This window comes from Aquimarina sediminis, from assembly GCF_002895435.1.
Classification (GTDB): domain Bacteria; phylum Bacteroidota; class Bacteroidia; order Flavobacteriales; family Flavobacteriaceae; genus Aquimarina; species Aquimarina sediminis.
In genome coordinates this window covers 65,805-88,781 of record NZ_POYJ01000001.1, presented here as the reverse complement: position 1 = coordinate 88,781, position 22,977 = coordinate 65,805, and the positions used below count along the sequence as shown (strand labels likewise).

At 33.9% G+C, this 22,977-nt stretch carries 21 protein-coding genes; 17 read left to right on the top strand and 4 right to left on the bottom strand.

The features are described from left to right. The first annotated feature begins 32 nt into the window (after nt 1–32). The 5 genes from C1X07_RS00395 to C1X07_RS00375 all read left to right on the top strand — a co-directional run bounded on the left by C1X07_RS00395 (nt 33) and on the right by C1X07_RS00375 (nt 6,987). On the top strand, nt 33–2,885 hold the full coding sequence (locus C1X07_RS00395) for an Ig-like domain-containing protein (protein WP_103068000.1): 2,853 nt from the start codon (nt 33–35) through the stop codon (nt 2,883–2,885). Between the two features lie 132 nt (nt 2,886–3,017). After that, nucleotides 3,018–3,557: a DsrE family protein gene (locus C1X07_RS00390; protein WP_103067999.1), complete on the top strand. Its 540-nt coding sequence runs from the start codon at nt 3,018–3,020 to the stop codon at nt 3,555–3,557. 5 nt (nt 3,558–3,562) lie between these two features. Continuing rightward, complete coding sequence (locus tag C1X07_RS00385) at nt 3,563–4,855, top strand: amidohydrolase (protein ID WP_103067998.1); 1,293 nt, start codon at nt 3,563–3,565, stop codon at nt 4,853–4,855. A gap of 10 nt (nt 4,856–4,865) precedes the next feature. Beyond that, a complete protein-coding gene (locus tag C1X07_RS00380) occupies nt 4,866–6,449 on the top strand; it encodes an FMN-binding glutamate synthase family protein (protein WP_103067997.1) in 1,584 nt (527 codons plus the stop codon). 19 nt (nt 6,450–6,468) lie between these two features. Beyond that, nucleotides 6,469–6,987 carry a DUF7935 family protein gene (locus tag C1X07_RS00375; RefSeq protein WP_103067996.1) on the top strand — a complete coding sequence of 173 codons (519 nt, stop codon included), beginning with the start codon at nt 6,469–6,471 and terminating at the stop codon, nt 6,985–6,987. A 30-nt stretch (nt 6,988–7,017) separates the two neighbouring features. Here the strand turns inward: C1X07_RS00375 and C1X07_RS00370 are convergent, their stop codons facing one another. Genes C1X07_RS00370 through C1X07_RS00360 form a run of 3 tightly spaced genes read right to left on the bottom strand, consistent with a single transcriptional unit; the run spans nt 7,018 to nt 10,982 of the window. Continuing rightward, on the bottom strand, nt 7,018–7,941 hold the full coding sequence (locus C1X07_RS00370; RefSeq protein ID WP_103067995.1) for a patatin-like phospholipase family protein: 924 nt from the start codon (nt 7,939–7,941) through the stop codon (nt 7,018–7,020). 9 nt (nt 7,942–7,950) lie between these two features. Continuing rightward, nucleotides 7,951–8,844: a patatin-like phospholipase family protein gene (locus C1X07_RS00365; RefSeq protein ID WP_103067994.1), complete on the bottom strand. Its 894-nt coding sequence runs from the start codon at nt 8,842–8,844 to the stop codon at nt 7,951–7,953. An 8-nt stretch (nt 8,845–8,852) separates the two neighbouring features. Continuing rightward, complete coding sequence (locus C1X07_RS00360; protein WP_241507163.1) at nt 8,853–10,982, bottom strand: M1 family metallopeptidase; 2,130 nt, start codon at nt 10,980–10,982, stop codon at nt 8,853–8,855. A 137-nt stretch (nt 10,983–11,119) separates the two neighbouring features. Here C1X07_RS00360 and recG point away from each other — a divergent pair, with 137 nt between their 5' ends. From recG to C1X07_RS00330, 8 genes are all read left to right on the top strand, one after another. Next, nucleotides 11,120–13,222 (top strand): ATP-dependent DNA helicase RecG, encoded by a 2,103-nt coding sequence (gene recG, locus C1X07_RS00355; protein WP_103067992.1) that lies wholly within the window; start codon nt 11,120–11,122, stop codon nt 13,220–13,222. A gap of 60 nt (nt 13,223–13,282) precedes the next feature. Continuing rightward, a complete protein-coding gene (locus tag C1X07_RS00350; RefSeq protein WP_103067991.1) occupies nt 13,283–13,717 on the top strand; it encodes a GNAT family N-acetyltransferase in 435 nt (144 codons plus the stop codon). A 57-nt stretch (nt 13,718–13,774) separates the two neighbouring features. Continuing rightward, complete coding sequence (locus tag C1X07_RS00345; protein ID WP_103067990.1) at nt 13,775–14,302, top strand: DinB family protein; 528 nt, start codon at nt 13,775–13,777, stop codon at nt 14,300–14,302. Nucleotides 14,303–14,486: 184 nt separating this feature from the next. Next, a complete protein-coding gene (locus C1X07_RS00340) occupies nt 14,487–16,079 on the top strand; it encodes a tetratricopeptide repeat protein (RefSeq protein WP_103067989.1) in 1,593 nt (530 codons plus the stop codon). A 176-nt stretch (nt 16,080–16,255) separates the two neighbouring features. After that, entirely contained in the window at nt 16,256–16,399 is a 144-nt protein-coding gene (locus C1X07_RS24840; RefSeq protein WP_164914059.1) for a hypothetical protein, read from the top strand. A 208-nt stretch (nt 16,400–16,607) separates the two neighbouring features. Beyond that, entirely contained in the window at nt 16,608–16,736 is a 129-nt protein-coding gene (locus C1X07_RS25340; RefSeq protein WP_262494895.1) for a hypothetical protein, read from the top strand. Between the two features lie 307 nt (nt 16,737–17,043). Continuing rightward, nucleotides 17,044–17,694 carry a LysE family translocator gene (locus C1X07_RS00335; protein ID WP_103067988.1) on the top strand — a complete coding sequence of 217 codons (651 nt, stop codon included), beginning with the start codon at nt 17,044–17,046 and terminating at the stop codon, nt 17,692–17,694. A gap of 19 nt (nt 17,695–17,713) precedes the next feature. After that, nucleotides 17,714–18,244 (top strand): alpha/beta hydrolase, encoded by a 531-nt coding sequence (locus C1X07_RS00330; RefSeq protein WP_103067987.1) that lies wholly within the window; start codon nt 17,714–17,716, stop codon nt 18,242–18,244. A gap of 603 nt (nt 18,245–18,847) precedes the next feature. On the opposite strand, the gene C1X07_RS00320 is transcribed toward C1X07_RS00330, so the two are convergent. Continuing rightward, complete coding sequence (locus C1X07_RS00320) at nt 18,848–19,339, bottom strand: hypothetical protein (RefSeq protein ID WP_103067985.1); 492 nt, start codon at nt 19,337–19,339, stop codon at nt 18,848–18,850. A gap of 473 nt (nt 19,340–19,812) precedes the next feature. On the opposite strand from C1X07_RS00320, the gene tssD reads away from it, so the two are divergent. The 4 genes from tssD to C1X07_RS00300 all read left to right on the top strand — a co-directional run bounded on the left by tssD (nt 19,813) and on the right by C1X07_RS00300 (nt 22,907). After that, complete coding sequence (tssD, locus tag C1X07_RS00315; RefSeq protein ID WP_103067984.1) at nt 19,813–21,192, top strand: type VI secretion system tube protein TssD; 1,380 nt, start codon at nt 19,813–19,815, stop codon at nt 21,190–21,192. Further along, a complete protein-coding gene (locus C1X07_RS00310; RefSeq protein WP_103067983.1) occupies nt 21,189–21,722 on the top strand; it encodes a hypothetical protein in 534 nt (177 codons plus the stop codon). The genes tssD and C1X07_RS00310 overlap by 4 nt, the downstream gene beginning before the upstream one ends. Before the next feature lie 67 nt (nt 21,723–21,789). Beyond that, on the top strand, nt 21,790–22,305 hold the full coding sequence (locus C1X07_RS00305) for a hypothetical protein (RefSeq protein ID WP_103067982.1): 516 nt from the start codon (nt 21,790–21,792) through the stop codon (nt 22,303–22,305). Nucleotides 22,306–22,379: 74 nt separating this feature from the next. Beyond that, nucleotides 22,380–22,907: a hypothetical protein gene (locus C1X07_RS00300; protein WP_103067981.1), complete on the top strand. Its 528-nt coding sequence runs from the start codon at nt 22,380–22,382 to the stop codon at nt 22,905–22,907. Nucleotides 22,908–22,977 lie beyond the last annotated feature (70 nt).

The window sequence follows — 22,977 nt, the reverse complement described above, 5'->3', positions numbered from 1 at the left end:
CCGAAATATATTACTAAAGAATCAAACTCAACATGAAAATAAAATTAGTGAAGTATTTTCTTCTAGTTATGACCATAACTGGATATAATACTTATGGCCAATTTGATACATCGTATTTGATATCCAATGACCAACAAAGTTTTATAAACAAACTAATAAGCCCTAAGAAAAACAAGTCTTCAACATTCAAAATTTTCAATAATCAATCACTCTCTCTTAAGTTAACTTTAAAAAAACAAGCGGATCAAAATATTACCTTAATAGGAACCGTTAACGACAATCAATTATCCACATTTACTTTTTCTAAAACAGATGGAGAACTAAAAGGAAGAATCATATTGTCTAATACAAAAAAAGCATATAGCTTATATTCTAAGTCCAATGGTAAGGTATATATAAAAGAAACAGACATTGATAATCTACTTTGTACAGAACTCGAAAAAACTAGTTTAAAAGAAGTTGATAGAGGAAAGACTTTTTCAAAAACTTCATTACAACTAGAAAGTTTACCTGGGGCGACAGGCATCATTTATCTTGATTTTGATGGCGAAGTAGTCTCAGGCACGAGTTGGGTAGGTGGTGGAACCATTAATGCGCAATCACCAAATTTTTCTGATGAGAAAATCATCAAAATTTGGAAAATTATGGCAGAAGACTTTCGACCTTTCAATCTTAATGTTACCACAAGAAGAGACCTTTTTGACGCGGCACCAAAAAATCGTAGGATGATGTGTATTTTCACTCCTACTAATGATGCTGCACCAGGATCAGGAGGCGTTGCCTATATAAATTCTTTTTCTGCAAACAATAATAACCCTTGTTGGATATACAATCTATCTACCAGAGCCGCAGGAGAAACTGGCTCACATGAAGTTGGGCACACTCTTGGATTATATCATGATGGGCAAGGAAGTACAGAGTACTATGCTGGTCATGGACAATGGAGTCCTATTATGGGATGGAGTGTAAATCGACCAATTGGACAATGGAGTGCAGGAGAATATACAGATGCTACAAACTCACAAAATGATATTGCAATTATTGCAAATAGTAGAAATGGTGTTGGTTTTCAAAATGACGATCATGCCAATACCATAACTAATGCCACCTCAATAAAAGTTACTCCTGCAGGAGTAGTAAATTCTAACCAAAATTTTGGATTGATTAGTACAAGAGATGATAAAGATCTATTCTCTTTTGCTATAGAAACTGGAAATGTATCTTTTACCTTTAATCCCGATCCAGATTACCCAAATCTAAATATACAAGCCCGAATTCTTAATGAACTAGGCCAGGAAGTAGCAATTTCTAATCCTGAAGGACTTAGCGCTACTATAAATCAAAATCTTACCGAAGGAATTTATTACATCGAAATCGATGGCGTAGGTGAAGGTACTGTAAACAATGGATATTCTGATTTTGCATCTTTGGGTAATTATTCTATCTCAGGAAATTATATCCCTGGAGATGATAATCATCCTCCTATATCAGATTTTGAAGCAGATCAAAACTGTTTATCAATTGATTTTATAAATACTTCTACTAACAAGATTAACTCATATCTTTGGAATTTTGGAGATGGTACTTCCTCTACAGAAGAAAATCCTTCACATACCTACACCGCAAATGGAACTTATACAGTATCGCTTACAACTACCAATGGTTCTGGTAGTAATACAGAAGAAAAAGTTGATTTTGTTACAATAGAATCTCCTGATCAACCTTCAATCTCTAACCAAAATATTTGTAGCGGAGAATCTGCTACTTTAACAGTATCAGGAAATAGCCAATATCGATGGTACACCACTGCTGCACAAGGTACGAGTATTGCTACTGGGTCTACTTACACCACTCCTCCCCTAACCTCTAACAAAACATATTATGTAGAAGGTCTGATTGGTGGATGTATCACCAATACAAGAACAGAAGTAAAAATAACTGTTTCGTCTAGCCCTACGCAGCCCATTGGCTCTAATAAGAGTATCTGTAGTGGAGAACGGGTGACTTTATCCATTTCAGGTAATAGCGAATTTGAATGGTATGACACCCAAACGGGAGGCTCCTCTATCGCTTCAGGATCGACTTTTGAAACCCCTTCCCTTACTGCAACCAAAATATATTATGTAGAAGGGGTTATAGGAAATTGTATTACAAATACAAGAACAGAAATAAAAGTAAATGTACTAGACAGCGCTGAGCAGCCCACAGCTACTAATCAAAATATTTGTAAAGGAGAATCTACGACCATTGTTATATCTGGCAATAGTCAATATAATTGGTATGATACTCTAACAGGTGGTTCTCCCATTACATCAGGATCAACTTTTGAAACGCCGATACTCGATGCTTCCAAAACCTACTATATAGAAGGGTTTATAGGAAACTGTATAACTAGCTCCAGAACAGAAGTAAAAATAACAGTATCAGAAAATCCAGAAGAGCCACTAATAGAAGTTATGCAAAATCAGAATTTATCAGTTACTTCAGAATTTTCAACTTACCAGTGGTACCACAATGGGGAACCAATAACAGATGCTGATCAAAATACATACATGCCGACAGAAGTAGGAGAATATACGGTAGAAGTATCTAATGATGCTAATTGTAAAAATACTTCCAAAAGCTTTAATATTGATCTTTCATTCCTAAATTTAGCACAAGAAAACAAAACTTTTTCTTACTACCCTAACCCAGTTAATGACGATGATTTGTTACATATAGAAGGTTTTACTCCAGACGATTATGATTTAAGAATTGTCAATCTTCAGGGACAAATAATAGTACAATCAATCCCTACATCACCAATTAATATATCGCATTTAACACAAGGATTGTATATTATACTTATCAATAATAAACCAATTGGCAAACTTATTAGAGAATAAGTATATACAGTATGAACACATGGCTTATCTTATAATTTTATAAGATAAGCCATGCGTTATACATAAATCTAAAGTACATTTTAACTTTCAATTATTAGATTTTTGAATATCTTTAGAAGCAAAATCTGAAGCTTGAAAAACATATTACTATCATATACTTTTATCCTATTACCTATATTCCTTTTTTCTCAGCAAAAAACTAAGCAAGGTAAAATAATAACTCAATTTGGAAATACATATACAGTCGCCAATCCAGATTTCAAAACCAATACCGAACAAAGTTTAAAAGCTGTTTTTGATATTGGAAGAACATTTAAAGATAGCTCAAAAGTAAATCCTCTCATTAATACTGCAGCGCGCTATCTTAATATGCATACCGATGCAGGGGTTCCGTTTAAAAAATTGCAGGTGGCATTGGTAATTCATGGTGCTGCTTCAGATGATATTTTAAATAACACTCAATATCAAGCCAAATATAATATTGATAATCCAAATACTCCTCTTCTATCTATCTTGGCAGAGAAAGGAGTAAAAATTGTATTATGTGGGCAAACTGCAGCACATCGTAATATCTCGAAGGAAGATGTACACCCCAAAACTCAAGTCGCGTTGTCTGCTATGACTGCTTTAGTGCAATTACAAAACGAAAATTACAGACTCATTAATTTTTAGACCTAATGAAAACACAAACACACTCTTTTTTATTAATTCTTTTCTTTGCTTTTTGTTCTTTACAAGCTCAGCAAATTGATCCCGAAATCAACACTGCTGCTGAGCAAATAGAATCTAAAGTAATTGAATGGAGACGAGATTTCCACCAAAACCCTGAGCTTTCAAATAGAGAATTCGAAACGGCAAAAAAAATTGCGAAACACCTTAAGAGCTTAGGTCTTGAAGTAACAGAAAACGTCGCCAAAACTGGTGTAGTTGGCATTCTTAAAGGAGATAAGGAAGGAAAAACTGTTGCCCTTAGAGCAGATATCGATGCACTACCTGTTACAGAAAGAGCAGATGTGCCATTTAAATCTTTAGTAAAAACAACATTTTTGGGTAAAGAGGTAGGAGTTAGTCACGCCTGTGGTCATGATACCCATACCTCTATATTGATGGGAGTAGCAGAAATCCTGGCTAAGCACAAAGATAAAATAAGCGGTACAGTAAAGTTCATTTTTCAACCTGCAGAAGAAGGACCTCCTCCAGGAGAAGAAGGTGGCGCCAAACTAATGATTAAAGAAGGGGTTCTTAAAAACCCTGATGTAGATGCCATATTTGGGTTACACATTAATTCTGGAACCAACGTTGGTCAGATCCGATACAAACCAGGAGGAACAATGGCAGCCGTAGAACGATTTGTCATTAATGTAAAAGGAAAACAAACTCATGGTTCTGCACCGTGGACAGGAGTTGATCCTATATTAATTTCTGCAAAGATTATCGATGGTTTGCAAACCATTATTAGTAGAGAATCACCTTTAGTTAGTGAAGCTGCCGTAATTACTGTGGGTAAAATTACTAGTGGCGTACGATTTAATATCATCCCCGAAAGTGCAGAAATGATTGGTACAGTTAGAACTTTGGATCCGCAAATGAGAACACTTATTATCAAAAGAATGAATGAAATGGTGCCGGCTATAGCAAAAGCTTATGGTGGAACAGCGACAATAGATTTTCAGAATAATACCTCGATTACCTATAATGATCTTGATCTTGTAAAAAAGATGCTTCCTACCCTTCAGGGTGTTGCTGGTAAAGAAAACGTAATTCTATCAAAAGCCACCACTGGAGGTGAAGATTTTTCGTATTTTCAAGAAGAAGTTCCTGGTTTCTATTTCTTTCTAGGAGGAAAATCACCAGAAACTAATAAAGCAACATCTCATCATACCCCAGATTTTTATATAGACGAAAGAGGGTTATTATTAGGAGTTAAAGTAATGTCTCAACTTACTTTAGATTATCTCAATGCGCAATAGATAAAGTAAAATGGAAAGTATTCTCAATTTTTTAGGATCTATATCATGGTGGATATGGATTGTAACTGTTCTAATTCTAGTAATTATACGAGATGTGTTTTTTAATAAAAAGCATACTATAAGTCATAATTTCCCTTTGGTAGGTCACCTTAGATATCTTCTGGAGAGTATTGGTCCAGAAATAAGACAATATTTTGTAGCCAATAACCGAGAAGAGCTTCCTTTCAACAGAATTGAAAGAGGTTGGGTATATGCATCTTCAAAAAATGAAAATAATTATGAAGGTTTTGGTACGGATAGAGATATTTATTTGCATCAACACATTTTTATTAAGAATTGTATGATCCCATACAAAGTAGATAAAAATCATCCCAACAAGGAGGATAAATCTTTTCTTCCCTGTGCCAAAGTAATGGGTGTATATAATCAACGTAGAAAACCATATAGACCTGGATCGGTGATTAATGTTTCTGCCATGAGTTTCGGGTCTCTTTCTGCGCGAGCAGTAGAATCTTTAAACATTGGTGTCCAAAAGGCCAGCGCCTATCACAATACTGGAGAAGGCGGTCTTTCTCCGTATCATAGTAATGGTGGTGATGTAGTATTTCATTTTGGAACGGGATATTTTGGTGTACGTGATGAAAATGGTAATTTTTCTATGCAAAAAATGAAGGATCTTGTAGAAAAGAACCCTTTTATTAGAGCTATTGAAATCAAACTATCTCAAGGTGCCAAACCAGGAAAAGGAGGTGTATTACCCGGAGCCAAAATCACTCCTCAAATTGCAGAAATAAGAGGTGTCGAAGTTGGCAAAGATGTCTTATCTCCTTCTGCTCATAAGGCATTTAATAATGTCCCTGAACTATTACAATTTATTGAATCTATTGCCCAGGAAACTGGACTTCCGGTAGGCATCAAGGCGGCCATAGGAAAAACCGAGCAATGGGAACTTCTTGCCAAACTAATGGTTGAGACAGATAGAGGTCCTGATTTTATTACAATTGATGGTGGAGAAGGCGGTACAGGAGCAGCTCCACCAAGTTTTGCAGATCATGTATCACTTCCGTGGATTTATGGATTTACGGCTATCTACAAGATTTTTCAAAAATACGAGCTTACTGATCGAGTAGTTTTTATAGGTAGTGGAAAACTAGGTTTTCCTGCAAAAGCGGCAATGGCATTTGCTATGGGTATTGATTGCATTAACGTAGCTCGCGAAGCTATGATGAGTATTGGCTGTATACAAGCCCAGATATGCCATACGAATAGGTGCCCTAGTGGAGTCGCTACACAAAGTAAGTGGTTGCAAAGAGGGATTAATGTTCCTTTAAAATCTGACCGTCTGGCGCAATACTTCAAAACTTTTAGAAAAGAATTTACCGAAATTACTCATGCCGCAGGTTATGAGCATCCTTGTCAGTTTACGATGCAGGATATCGACCTTAATGTTGATGATGGTGAACTTACCAAAACACTTGAAAAATCTTTTAAATACGTTAAAAACCCTGTTGAGTTCACATGTGCCCAAGATTTAAAAGATTGTACGTATCTTGGCGGAAATTATCAAAAACAAATTACAGAACAACACTCATAGAATAATATTACACTTTAGAATGAAAATTGAAATTTTACCACTAATTATTTCCTTAGTTCCAGCAGCATTAGTAACGTTTATAGCTATTTATTTTTTTAGATTACATACTACTAATGAAGAAAGACGACGTAGATTTATCTTACATAAAGAGAATCAAAAGCAAGCTTTACCTCTTAAATTGCAGGCATATGAACGAATGGTGTTGTTTTTAGAAAGAATTTCTCCCGGTAAACTATTAACTCGTATGGCTCCTGTTGGAGAGGACAAACAGAGTTACGAATTGTTACTAACAAGTACTATCGATCAGGAGTTTGAACATAATCTTACGCAACAAATTTATATTTCTGATGAATGTTGGAACACAGTTAAGGCTTCAAAAAATGCAACTATTGCTTTAATTCGAAAAATGACATTAAAAGAAGAGGTTGACTCGGCAGATAAATTAAGAGAAGTAATTCTAACGGAGCTTATAGAAAAAGGAGCCCCGAGCGACGCAGCTCTATCATTTATCAAAGAAGAAATTAGCGATATATTATAAGGGTTTTACAAGTGTCTGTTTAACCTAAGATTATCCGGCTAGATCAATATCTTTAAGTTTGTTCTCCTCTGCTAATTTTGCTTTGTGAGCTGCATACTCAAACCCTTGTCGCCACCAATTACCCATAAGCTTTTTATCAAAAATTAAAGAGTTCTCGGTAAGTTTGGATGGAGTATAGTATAAGTTTAAAGGAACTTCTTTATTAATTGCTGCTAATTTACCAACTACCGTATCATGCCCTTCTACCTGATCCAGCATAAAACTAAATAAATTAACCATTAAAGAAAATGGATTTTTACCTAACACCTTATTATGCTCCATATTCTCAGATTCTAGAATGATTGCATCAATCTCTGTTGCTCCCCTTCTGATTGCTTCTCTAATGGGTACCATACATCCAAAACCACCATCGGCATACTCACATCCTCCTTTGGTTGCCAAACTCATAAAAGGAACATAATTACATGAAATCCAGATCCAATCGCAAAAATCTTCATAAGAAAAATCATTTATTGATTTATACTCTGTTCGATTTTTGGTAAGGTTAGAAACAGTCACTACGATATCATCTACTTTTCTTCTTGCCAAACGAAATTCTGCTTCAGAAAAATTTCTACGTATAGAACGACGTAGATTCTTACTCTCTCCAAAAGTTCTTTTCCTTTTTATAAACTGCCATAGGGATGAAAAAAAGTTAATCGATACAAATTCTCTATTTCCTTTTTTTCTAACCACAAAAGGATTTACATTAAAAATAGTATGTTGATTAACATTTGTATAGATTTCATACATTTTATCCAGGTTTCCTAATGCTAATTGTGATATTAGAAGACTGCCTGTAGAAGTACCCAGAAAAAGATCGTACTTTCTACCTTGTTCCTGAATTAAATATTGTGCTACACCCCCAGCATAAGCCCCTTTACTCCCTCCTCCTGAAATTACTAATGCTCGCATACTCTATTCTTATAATGGGTTTGAAATATTCTTTTTTCTTGCAAATTTATAGCCTTTTTCCCACCATTGCGTCATTTTTTCTTTATTAAAAATTAATGAATTGGTAGTAAGCACTGTAGGCGTGTAATATAAATCCATTGCCACATTATTTTCTATAGCCTTAAACTTGCCTATACGAATATTTTGATGCTCAATTTTATCCATCATAAAATCTACCATATTAGTAATCAAGGTAAAAGGATTTTTAGTAGGCATACGGTTTAGATAGTTTACTTCGGTTTCCAAAACAATAACGTCTAGCTCTGTTGCTCCTCTTTTTATAGCCTCTTCTATAGGCACCATAGATCCCAAACCACCATCAACATAATCACAAGAATTCTTTCTTACCAGGCTCATAAAAGGAGGGTAATTACAGGATATCCATATCCAATCCAAAAAATCCTGATAAGAACAATCTTTTATTGACTTATACTCAACTTCATTAGTAGAAAGGTTAGTTACCGTAATGACCACATCTGTTTTTTCTGATTGTAGCTGATTAAAATATGGTTCAGAAATTGCGTTTTCGACAAGGTCTCTTAGGTTTCTACTATCGCCAAAGGATTTTCTTCCTTTTATTAAGTTACTTAAGACATTAAAATGATTGATACTTATACTGGTGTACCCTCTTTTCTTTTTAACGACAAATGGGCAACTCCTAAATATTGAAGACTGATTCACCGAGGTATAAAATTTCTTTATCTCTTCTATTTTGGATAAAGCCAAATGTGATACCAGTAGGCTACCGGTAGAAGTACCAATAAACAAATCATATTTTCTACCAAGGTCTTGAATCAAATACTGCGCAACACCCCCTGCAAAAGCTCCTTTACTGCCTCCTCCAGAAATTACCAATGCACGCATAGTTTATATTATGGGGTTAGTTTTTTTTCTAAAAATTCTTGTTGACCTTTTGGTAAACTTTTTAATAAAACTACATATTTCTTTTTATATTTTTCATCCTTCAGTAATTTATCGAGAATTTTTCTGCAAGAATTTCTAAAACGCCAATTATGATGAGTTGCTCCATCAACAAGGTGCACCAAGGTGGAGTCCGAAAAAGCTTGTAAACTTTCTAAATATGAAAAAGCATTTTGGCGAGTACTATACCCAAATTTTGGGGATGTATATCCTGATAACTCAAAGTAAAATTTCTGATGCATATCCGTTTGATAATCTGAGGTATTTAAAACCAGAACCAGCCATAATATCCTAACATTTTTATTTGTAAATCCAATAATATCTTTGGTAAGATCCAAATATTCCTTTCGTTTTTCTGGAAAACTAGACCATAAATGATAAAGTGCTGGTTCTATCGTGGCATATGATGGATCTTTTAATAACGATTCATACTGCTTCTGTAATTCTAGAGGGATCTTACTTAGTGTATTAGCAATTGCCTGACGTACAAAAATATTATTGGTCTTAAAAGCTTTATCATACAAGGCAATCGTTTCCTGAGAAGTATTTCCTTCTAGTTGATATATTACTTCCTGCCCTATATAATCATTTACAGGAAACTCTAGTGCTTTTGCCATTGCATTCCATTTTCCTGCCATGGGCTGGGTACGCTCCTGAGCCAAACTCAAATAGTTCTTAATAAATTCTGATTTGGTAAGTATATCCAATGCTTCCTGAGAAGGGAATTTTATATTCTCTAGCCATAGTTTTTTAAACTCTGATAAATCAATTCCACTCACAGTTGAAGCTATGGTCATAAAATCATCGGTTGTCGCATTTCTAAATTTATATTTTTCCAGATAATTGTGTATCGTGATTTTAAAATTAGCATCTCCAATTAAATTCCTTAATGCATGAATTGCCCACGCTCCTCTTTGGTAAAACGTTAATGAACTCGCCTTTGGGTCTAACAAAGATGTGGCATTTTTAGATTTTGATAACTCGGTAAGTTGTTCTGCACTTTCATATAACTTGTACAAAAAATAATCATCTCCAAAAATCTTCTTTTCTGCTAACAAGGCATAGTAAGTAGCAAAACCTTCTTGCAGCCAATGGTGTGTTCCTTCTGTCTCTGTTACCAAATCTCCAAACCATTGATGCGCTAACTCATGAGCATTAACATTGATATAATTTTGATCTACAAAGGATGTTTCATCAACTACAAAGGCGTCAGAAAAAATTGTAGTTCCTGTATTTTCCATACCTGCATACAAAAAATCTTTTACAGGTACTTGCTTATAATTTTGCCATGGATAAGAAAAGCCTATTTCTTGTTCCAAAAAATCAAATATCTCTTTACTATGCTTATATGTGGTTTCGAATTTGTCTTTATCATTAGGGTAATAATACATTTCTAATGGGATTCCGCTTGCTGATGTTTCTACTACTTTATCATACTTACCTCCTGCAAAAGCCAAAAGATAACTACTCATAGAATGTTTCATATCATACTGCCAACTTACTATAGAATCATTTACTGATTCAGTATTAATCAATTTTCCGTTAGCAATAACTTCATATCCTTTTTGAAAGTCAATGGTAAGATCAAACGCTACCTTTTCATTCATATCATCAAAACTGGGCAGCCAGTTAGACGTATACTTTCCCTGCCCTTGTGTCCAGACCTGATCATTACCCTGGCAGTCTTTTACAAAATAAAGCGCCTTGGTAGGTGTAGCTTTATAGTCAATACGTATACGATGTGTTGAATTAGCTTTAAAATCAAATTCAACATTGATTTTTTTGGTATCATATGTAAAACCTATTTGATTCCCATCCAAACTAACGCTCTGAATTTTCATGTTTTGAGCATCTATAAAAATAGATTTGGATGCCTCTACAACCTTAAAAGTATATACTACTTTTCCTTTTACACTTTTAGACTTGGCATGAACCCCAATATTAACTTTGCTTTCCAAAAAATCTACATGAGGCTGCTCTTTATTAGTGCCTTGATATTGAACAGAATCTATATCTTGTGCATTGATAAAAGAGGAAAAAATAATTATAAATAGACTTAAACTTACTCTCATAAACTTCATAAATCAAATGTTCTGTCAAAATAACGAAATTAGTATCGTAATGTGGCAAATTTTGTATTGAAACCACTTTAGGTATTAGAAAATCTATTACATAATTCTAGTTGAACTATTTTCTAATAAATACTATCTTCGTTCTAATGAATCCTAATATCTTACAAACACCTATCGATTACCTAAAAGGGGTTGGCCCATCCAGGGCAGCTCTTCTTAGATCTGAGCTCGGTATTCATACCTATCAGGATTTGATAAATCTGTTTCCTAACCGATATTTGGATAAAACACAATACTACAAAATCAATGAGCTGCAACGTAATTCGGCTGAAGTGCAGATTATAGGCAAGATCATTAATATAAAAACAGTCGAGCAAAAAAAAGGAAGACGATTAGTAGCAAGGTTTGCCGATGAAACAGGAGAAATAGAGTTAGTATGGTTTAGAGGTCAAAAGTGGATTCGGGATAACCTAAAAATCAATACTCCATATGTTATTTTTGGAAAAACTAAATACTATAATGGTTTTAGTATGCCCCATCCTGATATGGAATTGCTGGCAGAGCATCAACAGAATCTAAGAACCGCGATGCAACCTATTTATCCCTCTACAGAGAAGCTCTCTAATAAAGGAATAACCAATCGGGTAATGAGCAAAATGGTGCAACAGCTGTTTGTAGAAACCAAAGTGCGCTTCTACGATACATTATCCCAGGAAATTCTTGAAGAATTAAAGCTTATCTCTAAAAGCGAAGCGGTTTTTAATATTCATTTTCCAAAAAGTCAGGAATTACTTTCTAAAGCCCAATATCGACTTAAATTTGAAGAGCTATTCTATATTCAACTACAACTTATCACCAAAAAATTAATTCGGAAACAAAAAATTAAAGGTTTTCCCTTTACAGAAGTTGGAGAATATTTTAATGGCTTTTATAAAAATCATCTTCCCTTTGCCCTTACTAATGCCCAAAAACGGGTTATTAAAGAAATTAGAAATGATATTGGCGGCAGTGCCCAAATGAATCGTCTTTTACAAGGTGATGTAGGCTCCGGAAAAACAATTGTAGGGCTAATGACCATGTTGTTGGCTATTGATAATGGTTTTCAGGCTTGTTTGATGGCACCTACTGCTATTTTGGCAAATCAACACTATCAGGGGATTACTGAGCTTACAAAAGATCTTGACATTAATGTAAAATTATTAATGGGCAGTTCTAAAGCCAAAGAACGAAGAGAAATACATCAAGAGTTAGAAGATGGGTCATTGCATATTCTAATTGGTACTCATGCTGTACTAGAAGATAAAGTTCAATTCAAAAATCTTGGATTAGCTATTATAGATGAGCAACATCGATTTGGGGTCGCACAACGCGCAAAATTATGGCATAAAAACACATACCCTCCTCATATTCTTGTAATGACGGCAACCCCGATCCCAAGAACACTTGCTATGAGTTTATATGGCGATCTGGATATCTCTATCATTGATGAATTACCACCGGGGCGAAAAGCTATCAAAACGGTACATCGCTACGATAGTAATCGATTAAAAGTATTTAGGTTTATTGCCGAGGAAATCCAAAAAGGAAGACAAATCTATATCGTATATCCATTGATCCAGGAATCTGAAGCTATGGATTATAAAGATCTTATGGATGGATATGAAAGTATCGCCCGCTCCTTCCCTGCCCCAGAGTATCAAATCTCTATTGTGCATGGTAAAATGAAACCCGCCGATAAAGATTATGAAATGGATCGCTTTGTAAAAGGAGAAACCCAAATTATGGTAGCAACTACTGTGATCGAAGTTGGAGTCAATGTACCTAATGCTAGCGTAATGATTATAGAAAGTGCAGAACGATTTGGATTGTCTCAATTACACCAGCTACGGGGGCGTGTTGGTCGTGGTGCAGAACAGAGTTTTTGTATTCTAATGACAAGTTTTAAGTTATCCTCTGATAGTAAGACAAGATTAGAAACGATGGTACGTACTAATGATGGTTTTGATATTGCCGAAGTTGACTTAAAACTACGAGGACCTGGAGATATCATGGGTACGCAACAAAGCGGGGTATTAAACCTGAAGATAGCAGATATTGTAAGAGATAATGATATCTTAAAAACAGCCCGCTATTATGCCATGAAAATCTTAAATGAAGATCCGGCATTATCATCAGAAAAGAATAAAGTCTTATTATATACCTATCAACAACTAGCAAAGCACAAGAATATCTGGAATTATATTTCTTAGTTTACGATCGTATATAGACTGTATTCAATTAAATTCAAATAGGGAGCATATAAATCTAATATGGAAATATCTATTGAAAATGCAAAAGTCGAAGATGCCGAATCTATTACCGAACTTTCGGGTCAGCTAGGGTATACAGCAAGCGTTACTATAACTCAAAATCGGTTGATCGAGATTTTAAACAATAAAGATCATTGTGTTTTTATGGCAGTTAATAACAAAAATATAGTGGGCTGGATTCATGGGTTTTATACCTTAAGAGTAGAATCTGATGCTTTTGTTGAAATTGGCGGTCTTGTAGTGAATGAGAATTATAGAAATAAAGGCATTGGAAAACTATTGGTAGAGCATATTATCGACTGGAGTAAACAGAAAAAACAAAGTAAAGTAAGAGTACGATGCAATACCATAAGAACAGAAAGCCATAAGTTTTATGAAAGCATTGGATTTATTAAAAACAAGGAGCAAAAGATATTTGATAAATATCTGAATTGATCTTTTATTAAGAATACCCCTGAAATACGTATTAATAATTATAAATACTCGCACAAAATGTTATACAAACAGATACCCGAATACCCAGAAAACTACGCTCCCGGAAACATAATTTCCAGACTTATTGATGGTCTTGGATATCGGTATTACTGGGCTACAGAAAACCTTACTGAAGCTGATCTAAAATACAAACCATCAATCGAAGGACAAAGCACATATGAAACTATTGAGCATATATACTGGCTTTCTATCATGGTTGTCAATACTCCTCAATCTATTCCTAATATTAGACTTACCTCAACAGATTTGGATAAGATGACCTATACTACGCTTAGAGAAAATACACTATCTAATCTCAAAAAAGCTAGTGACCTATATAGCACAAAAACCGAAAAAGACATTGCCTCTCTCACTGTAACTTTTCAGAAAGGGGAAAATAAAACAGACTTTCCTTTTTGGCATATGATCAACGGTCCCATATCAGATGCTTTATATCATACAGGTCAAATTGTTTCTTTTAGAAGAACAACAGGTAATCCTATACATCCCAAGGTAAGTGTTTTTATGGGTAAAACTGGTAGCTAAATTTTTCGTTTGATTTTGCCGCTTAAGAAAAAGACATAATCTCGAAAGCAAAATTATGTCTAGTTTATATTTTAAAAAACCAATTAAAGAGATGTAGCTGTATCCTTATAATACACTAATACTGTCCCATTACAGTATTAAAACTAAATCCTTACTTTTGAAAGACACTTGATATCAGTTAAGAATGAATTTTAAACCTGGAAAAACTATTTATTTCAAAATAATATTTCTCTATTCAATTTTTGGACTATCTATTACCATATCGGGTCAAAACACCATTGATGAAGCTAAAAAGTATGCAAAAGAAGGAAAAGCACTAGCTACAAAAGACCAATACGAAAAAAGCATTGAGTTATTCGACAAAGCAATTACGATCCTAAAAGATACTAAAGAAGATCAGTTTTTATCAAAAGTATATACCGCATTAGGGCACACTTATTTGCGAAAAGGAGATAACCAAAAAGCTCTGGATACTTATTATAAAGCATTAGAAATTGCAAAAAAACAAAATGATATCCAACAAGAAGTACTTATTAATGCCGGAGTGGTTGTAGTTTTAAAAAGGATAAATCAGTTGGATCTTGCTTTAAAAACGGTTAACAAAATGCTGATTTCGGTAAGTAAAACCCCTCTTAACAACACCCTAGTTCATGTAAGTGCCTTGGCAACAAGTAGCGAAATCTATCTACAAACAGGACAATACGACTCTGTATTATCATTGGCTAATAAAGGGATAAAAATCAGTAAATTAATAGATTACCCATTAGGACTGGTAGACCTAAAGATAAAAAAAGGTATGGTCTATTATTATAAAAAAGATAGAAAAAAGTCATATCAATATCTTTTTGAAGCCAAAGCACTTTTGGACAAACAAAAAATTGAAAACAATTTCTATCAAGTAATCAATAGTAACTATTTTCTGGCTGCAAATTATTATGAGCAAAAACTGTTTGATAAAGCTATACACTTTCTATCTGGTACAATAACATTGACCAAAGAAAATGATAATCTCAAGCCTCCGGTAATTCAATCCTATTTACTAATGGCTAATTGTTACGCAGGAAAAAAAGATTTTAAAAATTCAATATACTGGCATAACAAATATCGCCAATCAAATGATCTGTATCAACAACAGAAGGAGAAAACAGTAAATACTATTTTTGAAAAGGAAACTCAAAAATTTGAGGAAGAAATTGAGCTTTTAAAACAAGAACAGATAACTTCTGAAAAAAATAGGCTATATATTTTATCTGGATTAGGTATCCTATCAATTCTACTTACTCTGCTAATGATTAGATACTTTAGAAAACAAAAAAACAATAAAGTATTAGTTGGCGGTTTAACAAAAAAAATACAACATTTAGAAGCTGCAGAACAACAGCTAGCTTATAAGAAAACGCCTATATCTGAAGTGATTATTGACGATCAAAAAGTTAAAGAGGTTTTACTTGGTCTCGAAAAACTGGAAGAACAAGAATTCTTCCTAAGAGTAGATTGCAATTTGAGATCCGTTTCCAAAAAACTTAAAACCAATGTCACTTATTTGTCAAAAATTATTAATCTTCATAAACGAAAAAGCTTTAACGAATATATCAATACCCTTCGAATAGCTTATGTTATTCAAAGACTAGAAAGCGATAAAAAATTTAGATCTTTTTCAATAAAATCGATTTCACAAGAGGTAGGATATAAGACTGATTACTCCTTTGCCAAACATTTTAAAGAGAAAACAGGAATGAATCCATCAAGCTACATTAAGAATATCCAAAAAAATTAATAATACGATCCCCAAAGACCTACTAAAACCACCTCATTTTAAATAAAATAGGGTTATGAAAAAACAAATATGTTCAGAAATGAATTATATTTCTACTCAAATACAAATCGTATGAGTCGTATGGTTCGTCGTACAAAAGTCGTCTAATAGCAAATAATTCTTAAAGAAATCGATTTATGAAAAAACAAAACAAAAAGAAAGTAGGAATAAAAAAGATTAGAGTAACACAATTAACCCCAAAGACTCTTCATAAAATACAAGGAGGAAGCAGCATTATAGAAGATACTATGGAGTGCCCTAGCTCTCTCCCTGTTCATTAGGTATCAGAAAAAAATGATAAAATGGACCCGCATATATTGCGGGTTTTTTTATCCCCTAATTTATTTAAACTAGTGTATATGACTTTGTTTTTAAGCTTTTGACACAATACTTTCGCTTCAAGAATTTGATTAAAACCGGTTTATTATTGTTCTGAAGGGGAAGCCGAAAACCTTGTTCATAAGAGTAGGCTATTTAATTTTAAGTATTATGATTAATAACATTTTAAATTTAGAAGGAGTATCAGTTTTAAACAAAAACATGCAACAAACCGTTCAAGGAGGAGGTAATTGGATCCCATGTGGTGTTGGAGAAGAATGTTGGGAACACGTTCATTAGTATAGAACAATCCTTTTAAAAACGCATAAATTAGAGTGTATACGCTCCTATTTATACTATAAATATCCCTGTACAAATTGCACAGGGATATTTACTTTTATACACTATTAGTTATAGCAGCCATATTCTTAATTGAATTAAATTCTTTTATCTATTAAGGCTTCATACCCTCCAAAAACTTTTCAAAAAAGAAAAAGCAAAACAGAATTTCCATTGTGGCAGTTGATCATTTGATCTAAAACCTAATCCTAATGTAAAACAAGAATTGTATTTTTGATTTCTTTATTATATAAAACTCCTTTTACCTATGATACTACCAGATTTTGAAAGTATTATGTTCTTTTTGGCGGCTGCTTCTGTTTTAATTCTGATTCCTGGTCCCTCTGTCCTCTATATCATGGCCAGAAGTATGGAACAAGGCTATAAAGCAGGAATTGTTTCTGTTTTAGGAATTGGAGTCGGAAGCCTTATTCACGTTAGTGCTGCTGCCATTGGAATCTCGTCAATATTGTTAGCTTCTTCTACTGCTTTCTCTATCATAAAATACCTGGGAGCTATTTATCTTATCTATTTGGGAGTAAAAAAATTATTGGAAAAAACTCCTACAACACAACCTGCAAAGGCTCAAAAACGCAAACAACTAAATAAGATTTTTTATGAAGCAATAGTTGTTAATACCTTTAACCCAAAAACAGCTATTTTTTTCTTTTCGTTTCTACCACAATTTATTAATGTAGAAAAAGGAGGAAATGCGGGGCAGATATTGTTCTTAGGAATTTTGTTTACTGTCTTTGCCGTATTAAGCGATACATTGTATGTATTACTTTCGATGAAAATATCAAAATGGTTTGCCAATTCAAAAAAGTACTTACGAAGACAAAAAAATGTAACAGGTTCTATTTACATTGCTTTAGGTCTATTAACATTAACAATGAATCAGCCTTCTAATACCAAATAAATAGTATTGTCAATACACCATGTCTAGACTTATCATTCTATCTGATCTTTGGGGTAAAAAAAAATCGCACTGGATCGATTTTTATATCAAAGAGCTTAAAGATCATTTTGATATCACCTATTATGATTGTTGTGAGTTAGGTAACGTAGACACCTCAACATACACCGAAGAAAATATTCATAAACAATTTGTTAATGGAAGGATTAGTACTGCCGTACAAAACCTTCTTAGACTACAAAAAAGTAAAATCCATATTCTTGCATTTAGCGTAGGTGGAGTTATCGCCTGGAAATCTGCTATAGAAAACCCTAATATCTGTACTATATTTTCGGTATCATCTACAAGATTACGTTATGAAACCACTAAACCCAAAGGAAAAATCCAACTCTACTTTGGTCAAAACGATATCTACAAACCAGAGGAAAAATGGTTTACAAAAATGGATTTAGATATTAATATCGAAGACAATACCGGGCACCTGGTATATACCGATCCTCGATTTGCAAAAAAACTGTGTGACCAAATTATTATGCAAAAGGGAGAAATCTAGCTTTATTACTGATGCATGTAACCTTCATTGCAGAACATAGGTCAGAAAAGAATTTGTATAATACTACATTCTTATTATATCGTTTTACCCCTTAAAAACATAGGTACTACCCCTCCTTGTAAGGGGTACTCCCCATATCATGAAGGTTCTTTTTGATCCTGAGGTGGTTCGAGCTGATAAATTGCCGCTTCGAGCTGATAATTTATCGTTTCGAGTTGATAATTTGGCGATTGTTTTTGATAAAGTATCGCTTCGAGCTGATACTTTATCGAATATATTTGATACGTTCACCCTTCGAGTTGATAAATTATCAACTCGAACCACCTATGTAGGTGGTTCGAAGCACCTCGGGATCAATTCGAAGCATGATTTTATCAGCTCGAACTACCTATACCGGTGGTTAAAAGCTTGATGGTATCAGCTCGAACCACCTCAGCACCGCTTCAAAAGACCTTTTTATCAGCTCGAAGCATCTTTGATACCCTTCTTTAAAAGCTGATACGGTAGTATTCATTAAAATGCGTCACAATGCCTTACACATACAAAAAAACACCAATAGCCTTGGCAACCATTGGTGTTTCTATTATACCAGTATATGCAATATTACTCTAGATCGATATCCCCATCATCTATCGACGGTCCGCCATTTCTTTTGAATAACACTTTCATATCCTCATATACAGATTTGGCTCCAGGCTCATTCTCACCTGCCAAAAAACGCATCATACGATAAAAACTCAGTGCATTGGTATAATTATCATAATCCAGCAAGGTTCTGGTATCTACCAATTGCTGAGAAAGACTCTCTAATAATTGCACCTGTGTTTCTATTTGTTTTCGGGCAATATAATCACGATCAAACTCCTCTTTATCCAAAAAACGAGGAATCCAATCCGGGTGCTGCTCCATATAACTTTTTGCCTTATCGACAATCAATTTGTTTTGATTGGCAATACGCCCATACTGCCCACGCTGCTCAGGAGTAAGATTTACCGTTTTGCCATGTAGTGCCTTGTTAAGCATCGTAATTGCCTTATTAAGGTTGTTTAATTCTTCGTCTGAAAAGGTAACACTGATTAGATTCTCTAATGCCATAATGTACTTGTTTTTATAATTAATACTTATTTACTTATGACACAAGGATATACCGTCGCAGTTTCATTTTTTGAAATTTGAATATCTTTTATGATTCTTTGTGATTTTTTTATAAAAAATTAAGATTTAAAAACACCCCATTCTCAAGAGTCAATATCTGGGTTCTCAGGCAAAAGACCCAGTAAAAACAAGGCGTTACGCCACATCAAAAAAACTCCTATCCTATAAAGGATGACATCCAAAACCTACAAAATCTTACCAAAAATATCATAAACAAGAGTTACAAATAGTTAATCCATACAAATCGGTAGTTGATCGAAAAGTTAAAAAACAATAGTATTTCTTTTTTGAGCTTTGCTAACTTAGAGTCTGATTATACAAAATAAGCTTACCTCTCCTACCCTGTACGCTTATGGTCATTTGTAGTACTGACCTTACAGTTGACCTATAAACTCTTTAAACCGAAAACAACAATGAGCATCATTGCCAGATTATATGCAGACGACAAGGTATACAATGTGCTGGTAGCCAGATATGAAATAACACAGGGTAGCGATGAAAACGGAAGACCAAACAGCAGACCAATGTTTCCTGGTCTACTGGTCGTCATCGAATCTACAAAAGACACGCTCTTTTTTGAAAAAGCCATACATCCCACACAACAAATCGACGAGGTTATTCTGGAATTTGTCTCTGCCAGACTCGGTAGCAGACCCCGCAGGATACGATTTGTAAATTGCTATATACCCCTTGATCATAACAACTTTGACGCTACAGGTGCAACACCTTATACCGAGACCGTACTTATTACCGCAGTGGGAATAGAAAACTCACACTCCCGAGGTAAGTATAGCAACCCCAGGCGAACTGTACCCTTTCTTAGTGAGCAGCACCCCCCAATGACTACAACACAAGAGCAACAGGAAGAACCGCTAAAAGTGATCAATGTATCAGGACCATTTGATGAAGCAGGTAATGCGATAAAATATATTAGTCCAAAGCACCAATACTACTATCATGCTACACTAAAAAATTATACCGAAGGTAGTGACCTCAGCCAGATACAATGGTCTGCCACCTATGATGATGAGGATACCTTACACCAACTTACTACAGGAGGAACCTATCAAGATGGCATCCTAAAAACCCCAATACAGATAAGCAAAGGTAAGCAGACTGCTACCTTATACGCACATATAGGAAACCATAACCCTAATATAAAGACCAAAGCTACCTATAAACAAGTAGTTACCTTTTTTATCGGTGGTGCCGGAGATAAAGAACCTTTTTATGTATCAGGTGCAACTAAAATTATGGAGGATGTTTCGGATAAATTTGTTGTAAATTATGAGCAACATAATTCAGTATATATGGGCTATAATGAAATAAAAGGGGAAGAGGATATTAAAAACAATATTCTAAGTTTTATCCCAAATAAAGGAGGTACACAAATAAATATTGTGGGGCATAGCCTGGGAGGGTGGAATGGCGCACATCTTTCTCGAATACTAACTGATACAGGGTATTCAGTAGACACATTAGTAACTCTAGATCCTGTGGGAGCACTGACACAAGTAACTCTTATTGCCGATATACACTTTAAGAGACCGAAACCAAAAGTCAAATATTGGGTGAATATTTATACATCCCCCAATAATTATAGGGCTGATGATGCTATTGCCGATTTAGGTGGGCAATGGATACCCCAATGGGTTACACCACATGTTATGCATATTTCACAACATAATCATGGAGAAGCTGAGGGAATGTTTAAAGAAGTTTTATCAAAGAAGACTATCTCTGCTTCCAGTTTGTTATTAGCAGCAATAAAAAATTATATAGAAACGAAATGAAAAAGTTATTCACTTGTATATTGACCTGTTTATCTATCCTTGTAACTGGTTGTTATAAAGATCATGAGATACCAATTGCTAATCTTAAATATATAAAATTTAAAACCAAACAGAATAAGCTTTCTTCTCTCCCTATATATGAAGTTTATTTTAGTTCTGATATCCATATAGATAGTCTTCTAACCGAGAAAGGGGATCTTCCTAGATTATACTGTTCTATAAATGGAGAAGAAAACTTTAATATAGAAAATATTGATAATGACCAAGTGTACTTTTCTGGTTTTTTTGACAAAAAAAGTTCAAGGAAAAAAAAGGAGAAAATTCTATATAAAACAGAGATGACATTTTATAAAAAAAATAGTACTAATAAGGTGCGCCTCACACAAGAAGAAATAAAAAAAAATCTACTTGAAATAGAATGTATCCCTTGTAAGATAGAGGAAAGATTCTATTTAAACGTATACAAACCCTACCTTTCTAACCCTATGTGTATCCCTGTAAAAGACATTTTGGAAGTACTGGAAGAATGACAAGCGTTATCTAAAAAAACAATTTCTGCTTCTAGCCTACTTCTTAATCTCATAAAAAATTATTTAGATGCAAAATAATCAATATATATTATTCATAATTGTTTTACTTGTTTTTTCGTGTAGGAATCACGAAATACCAAAAGCAAAAATTGGGTACGAAAGTTTTTTTAAAAATAAATCTAACGGAAATTATTATTTAAAAATAAATTCAGATCTAAAAATAGACAATCTATTAGGTGAGGAAGGTGCAAGCTTTAGAATAATATGTCCTTTAAAGTTATCAAGTGATTTTACCACAAAAGACATAGAAAAGATAGATAAGTTTATCATTGGAACAAAATTTGAACATCAAGATTTTAATGACCAACAAAAGTATATTATAGAAATGAATTTTATTGATGATAGTAAAGAGAGGTTAAGTGAAACTTTTCTAAATAAGAATCAAATTAGAAGCCTTATTGAGACTTTGGAGTGCATTTCTTGTAAAATTCAATATCGGTTTTTCATGGATACCCAAAAACCCTACCTTTCTAACCCTATGTGTATTCCCGTAAAAGACATTTTGGAAGTGCTAGAAGAATGACAAGCATTATCTAAAAAAACAATTTCAGCTTCTAGTTTATTACTAAATTCTATAACTAATTATCTAGAAACAAAATGAGATCATTATATATTTATCTATTCACTTTCTTAAATATTTTAGTAATTGGTTGTTCTAAAGATCATGAGATACCTATTGCTAATCTTGAATTTAAACAGTTTAGGGTTCCAATTAAAAAACATCCAAGGTTAGATATCTATGAAGTGTTTTTTTATTCTAGTATTGATTTGGATAGTTTGTTTTTAAAAAAAGGAGGTAGTGCTAGACTTTATTGTTCTTTAGAGAATAGTAATAATTTTGACATCCAAGAAATTACTCAAAATAATAGAAATTTCTCAGGTTCTTTCTACGTTTTAGATCAAAGTAAAAAACAATCAGATAAGTTTTTATTTAGGTCAGAAGTTTTGTTCTATGATAAAGATGATGAATTTTTAAATAATAAAAGAATACTCGAATTAATATCAAGTAAATCTTGTATCCCTTGCAAAATAGAAGAGAGGTTTTTTCTGAACACCTATAAACCCTACCTTTCCAATCCTATGTGTATCCCTGTAAAAGACATTTTGGAAGTACTGGAAGAATGACAAACCATATCCCCAACAATAGAAGGTACACAAAAAAATAAAGCCCCAAAACAATGAGGCTTTACTTATA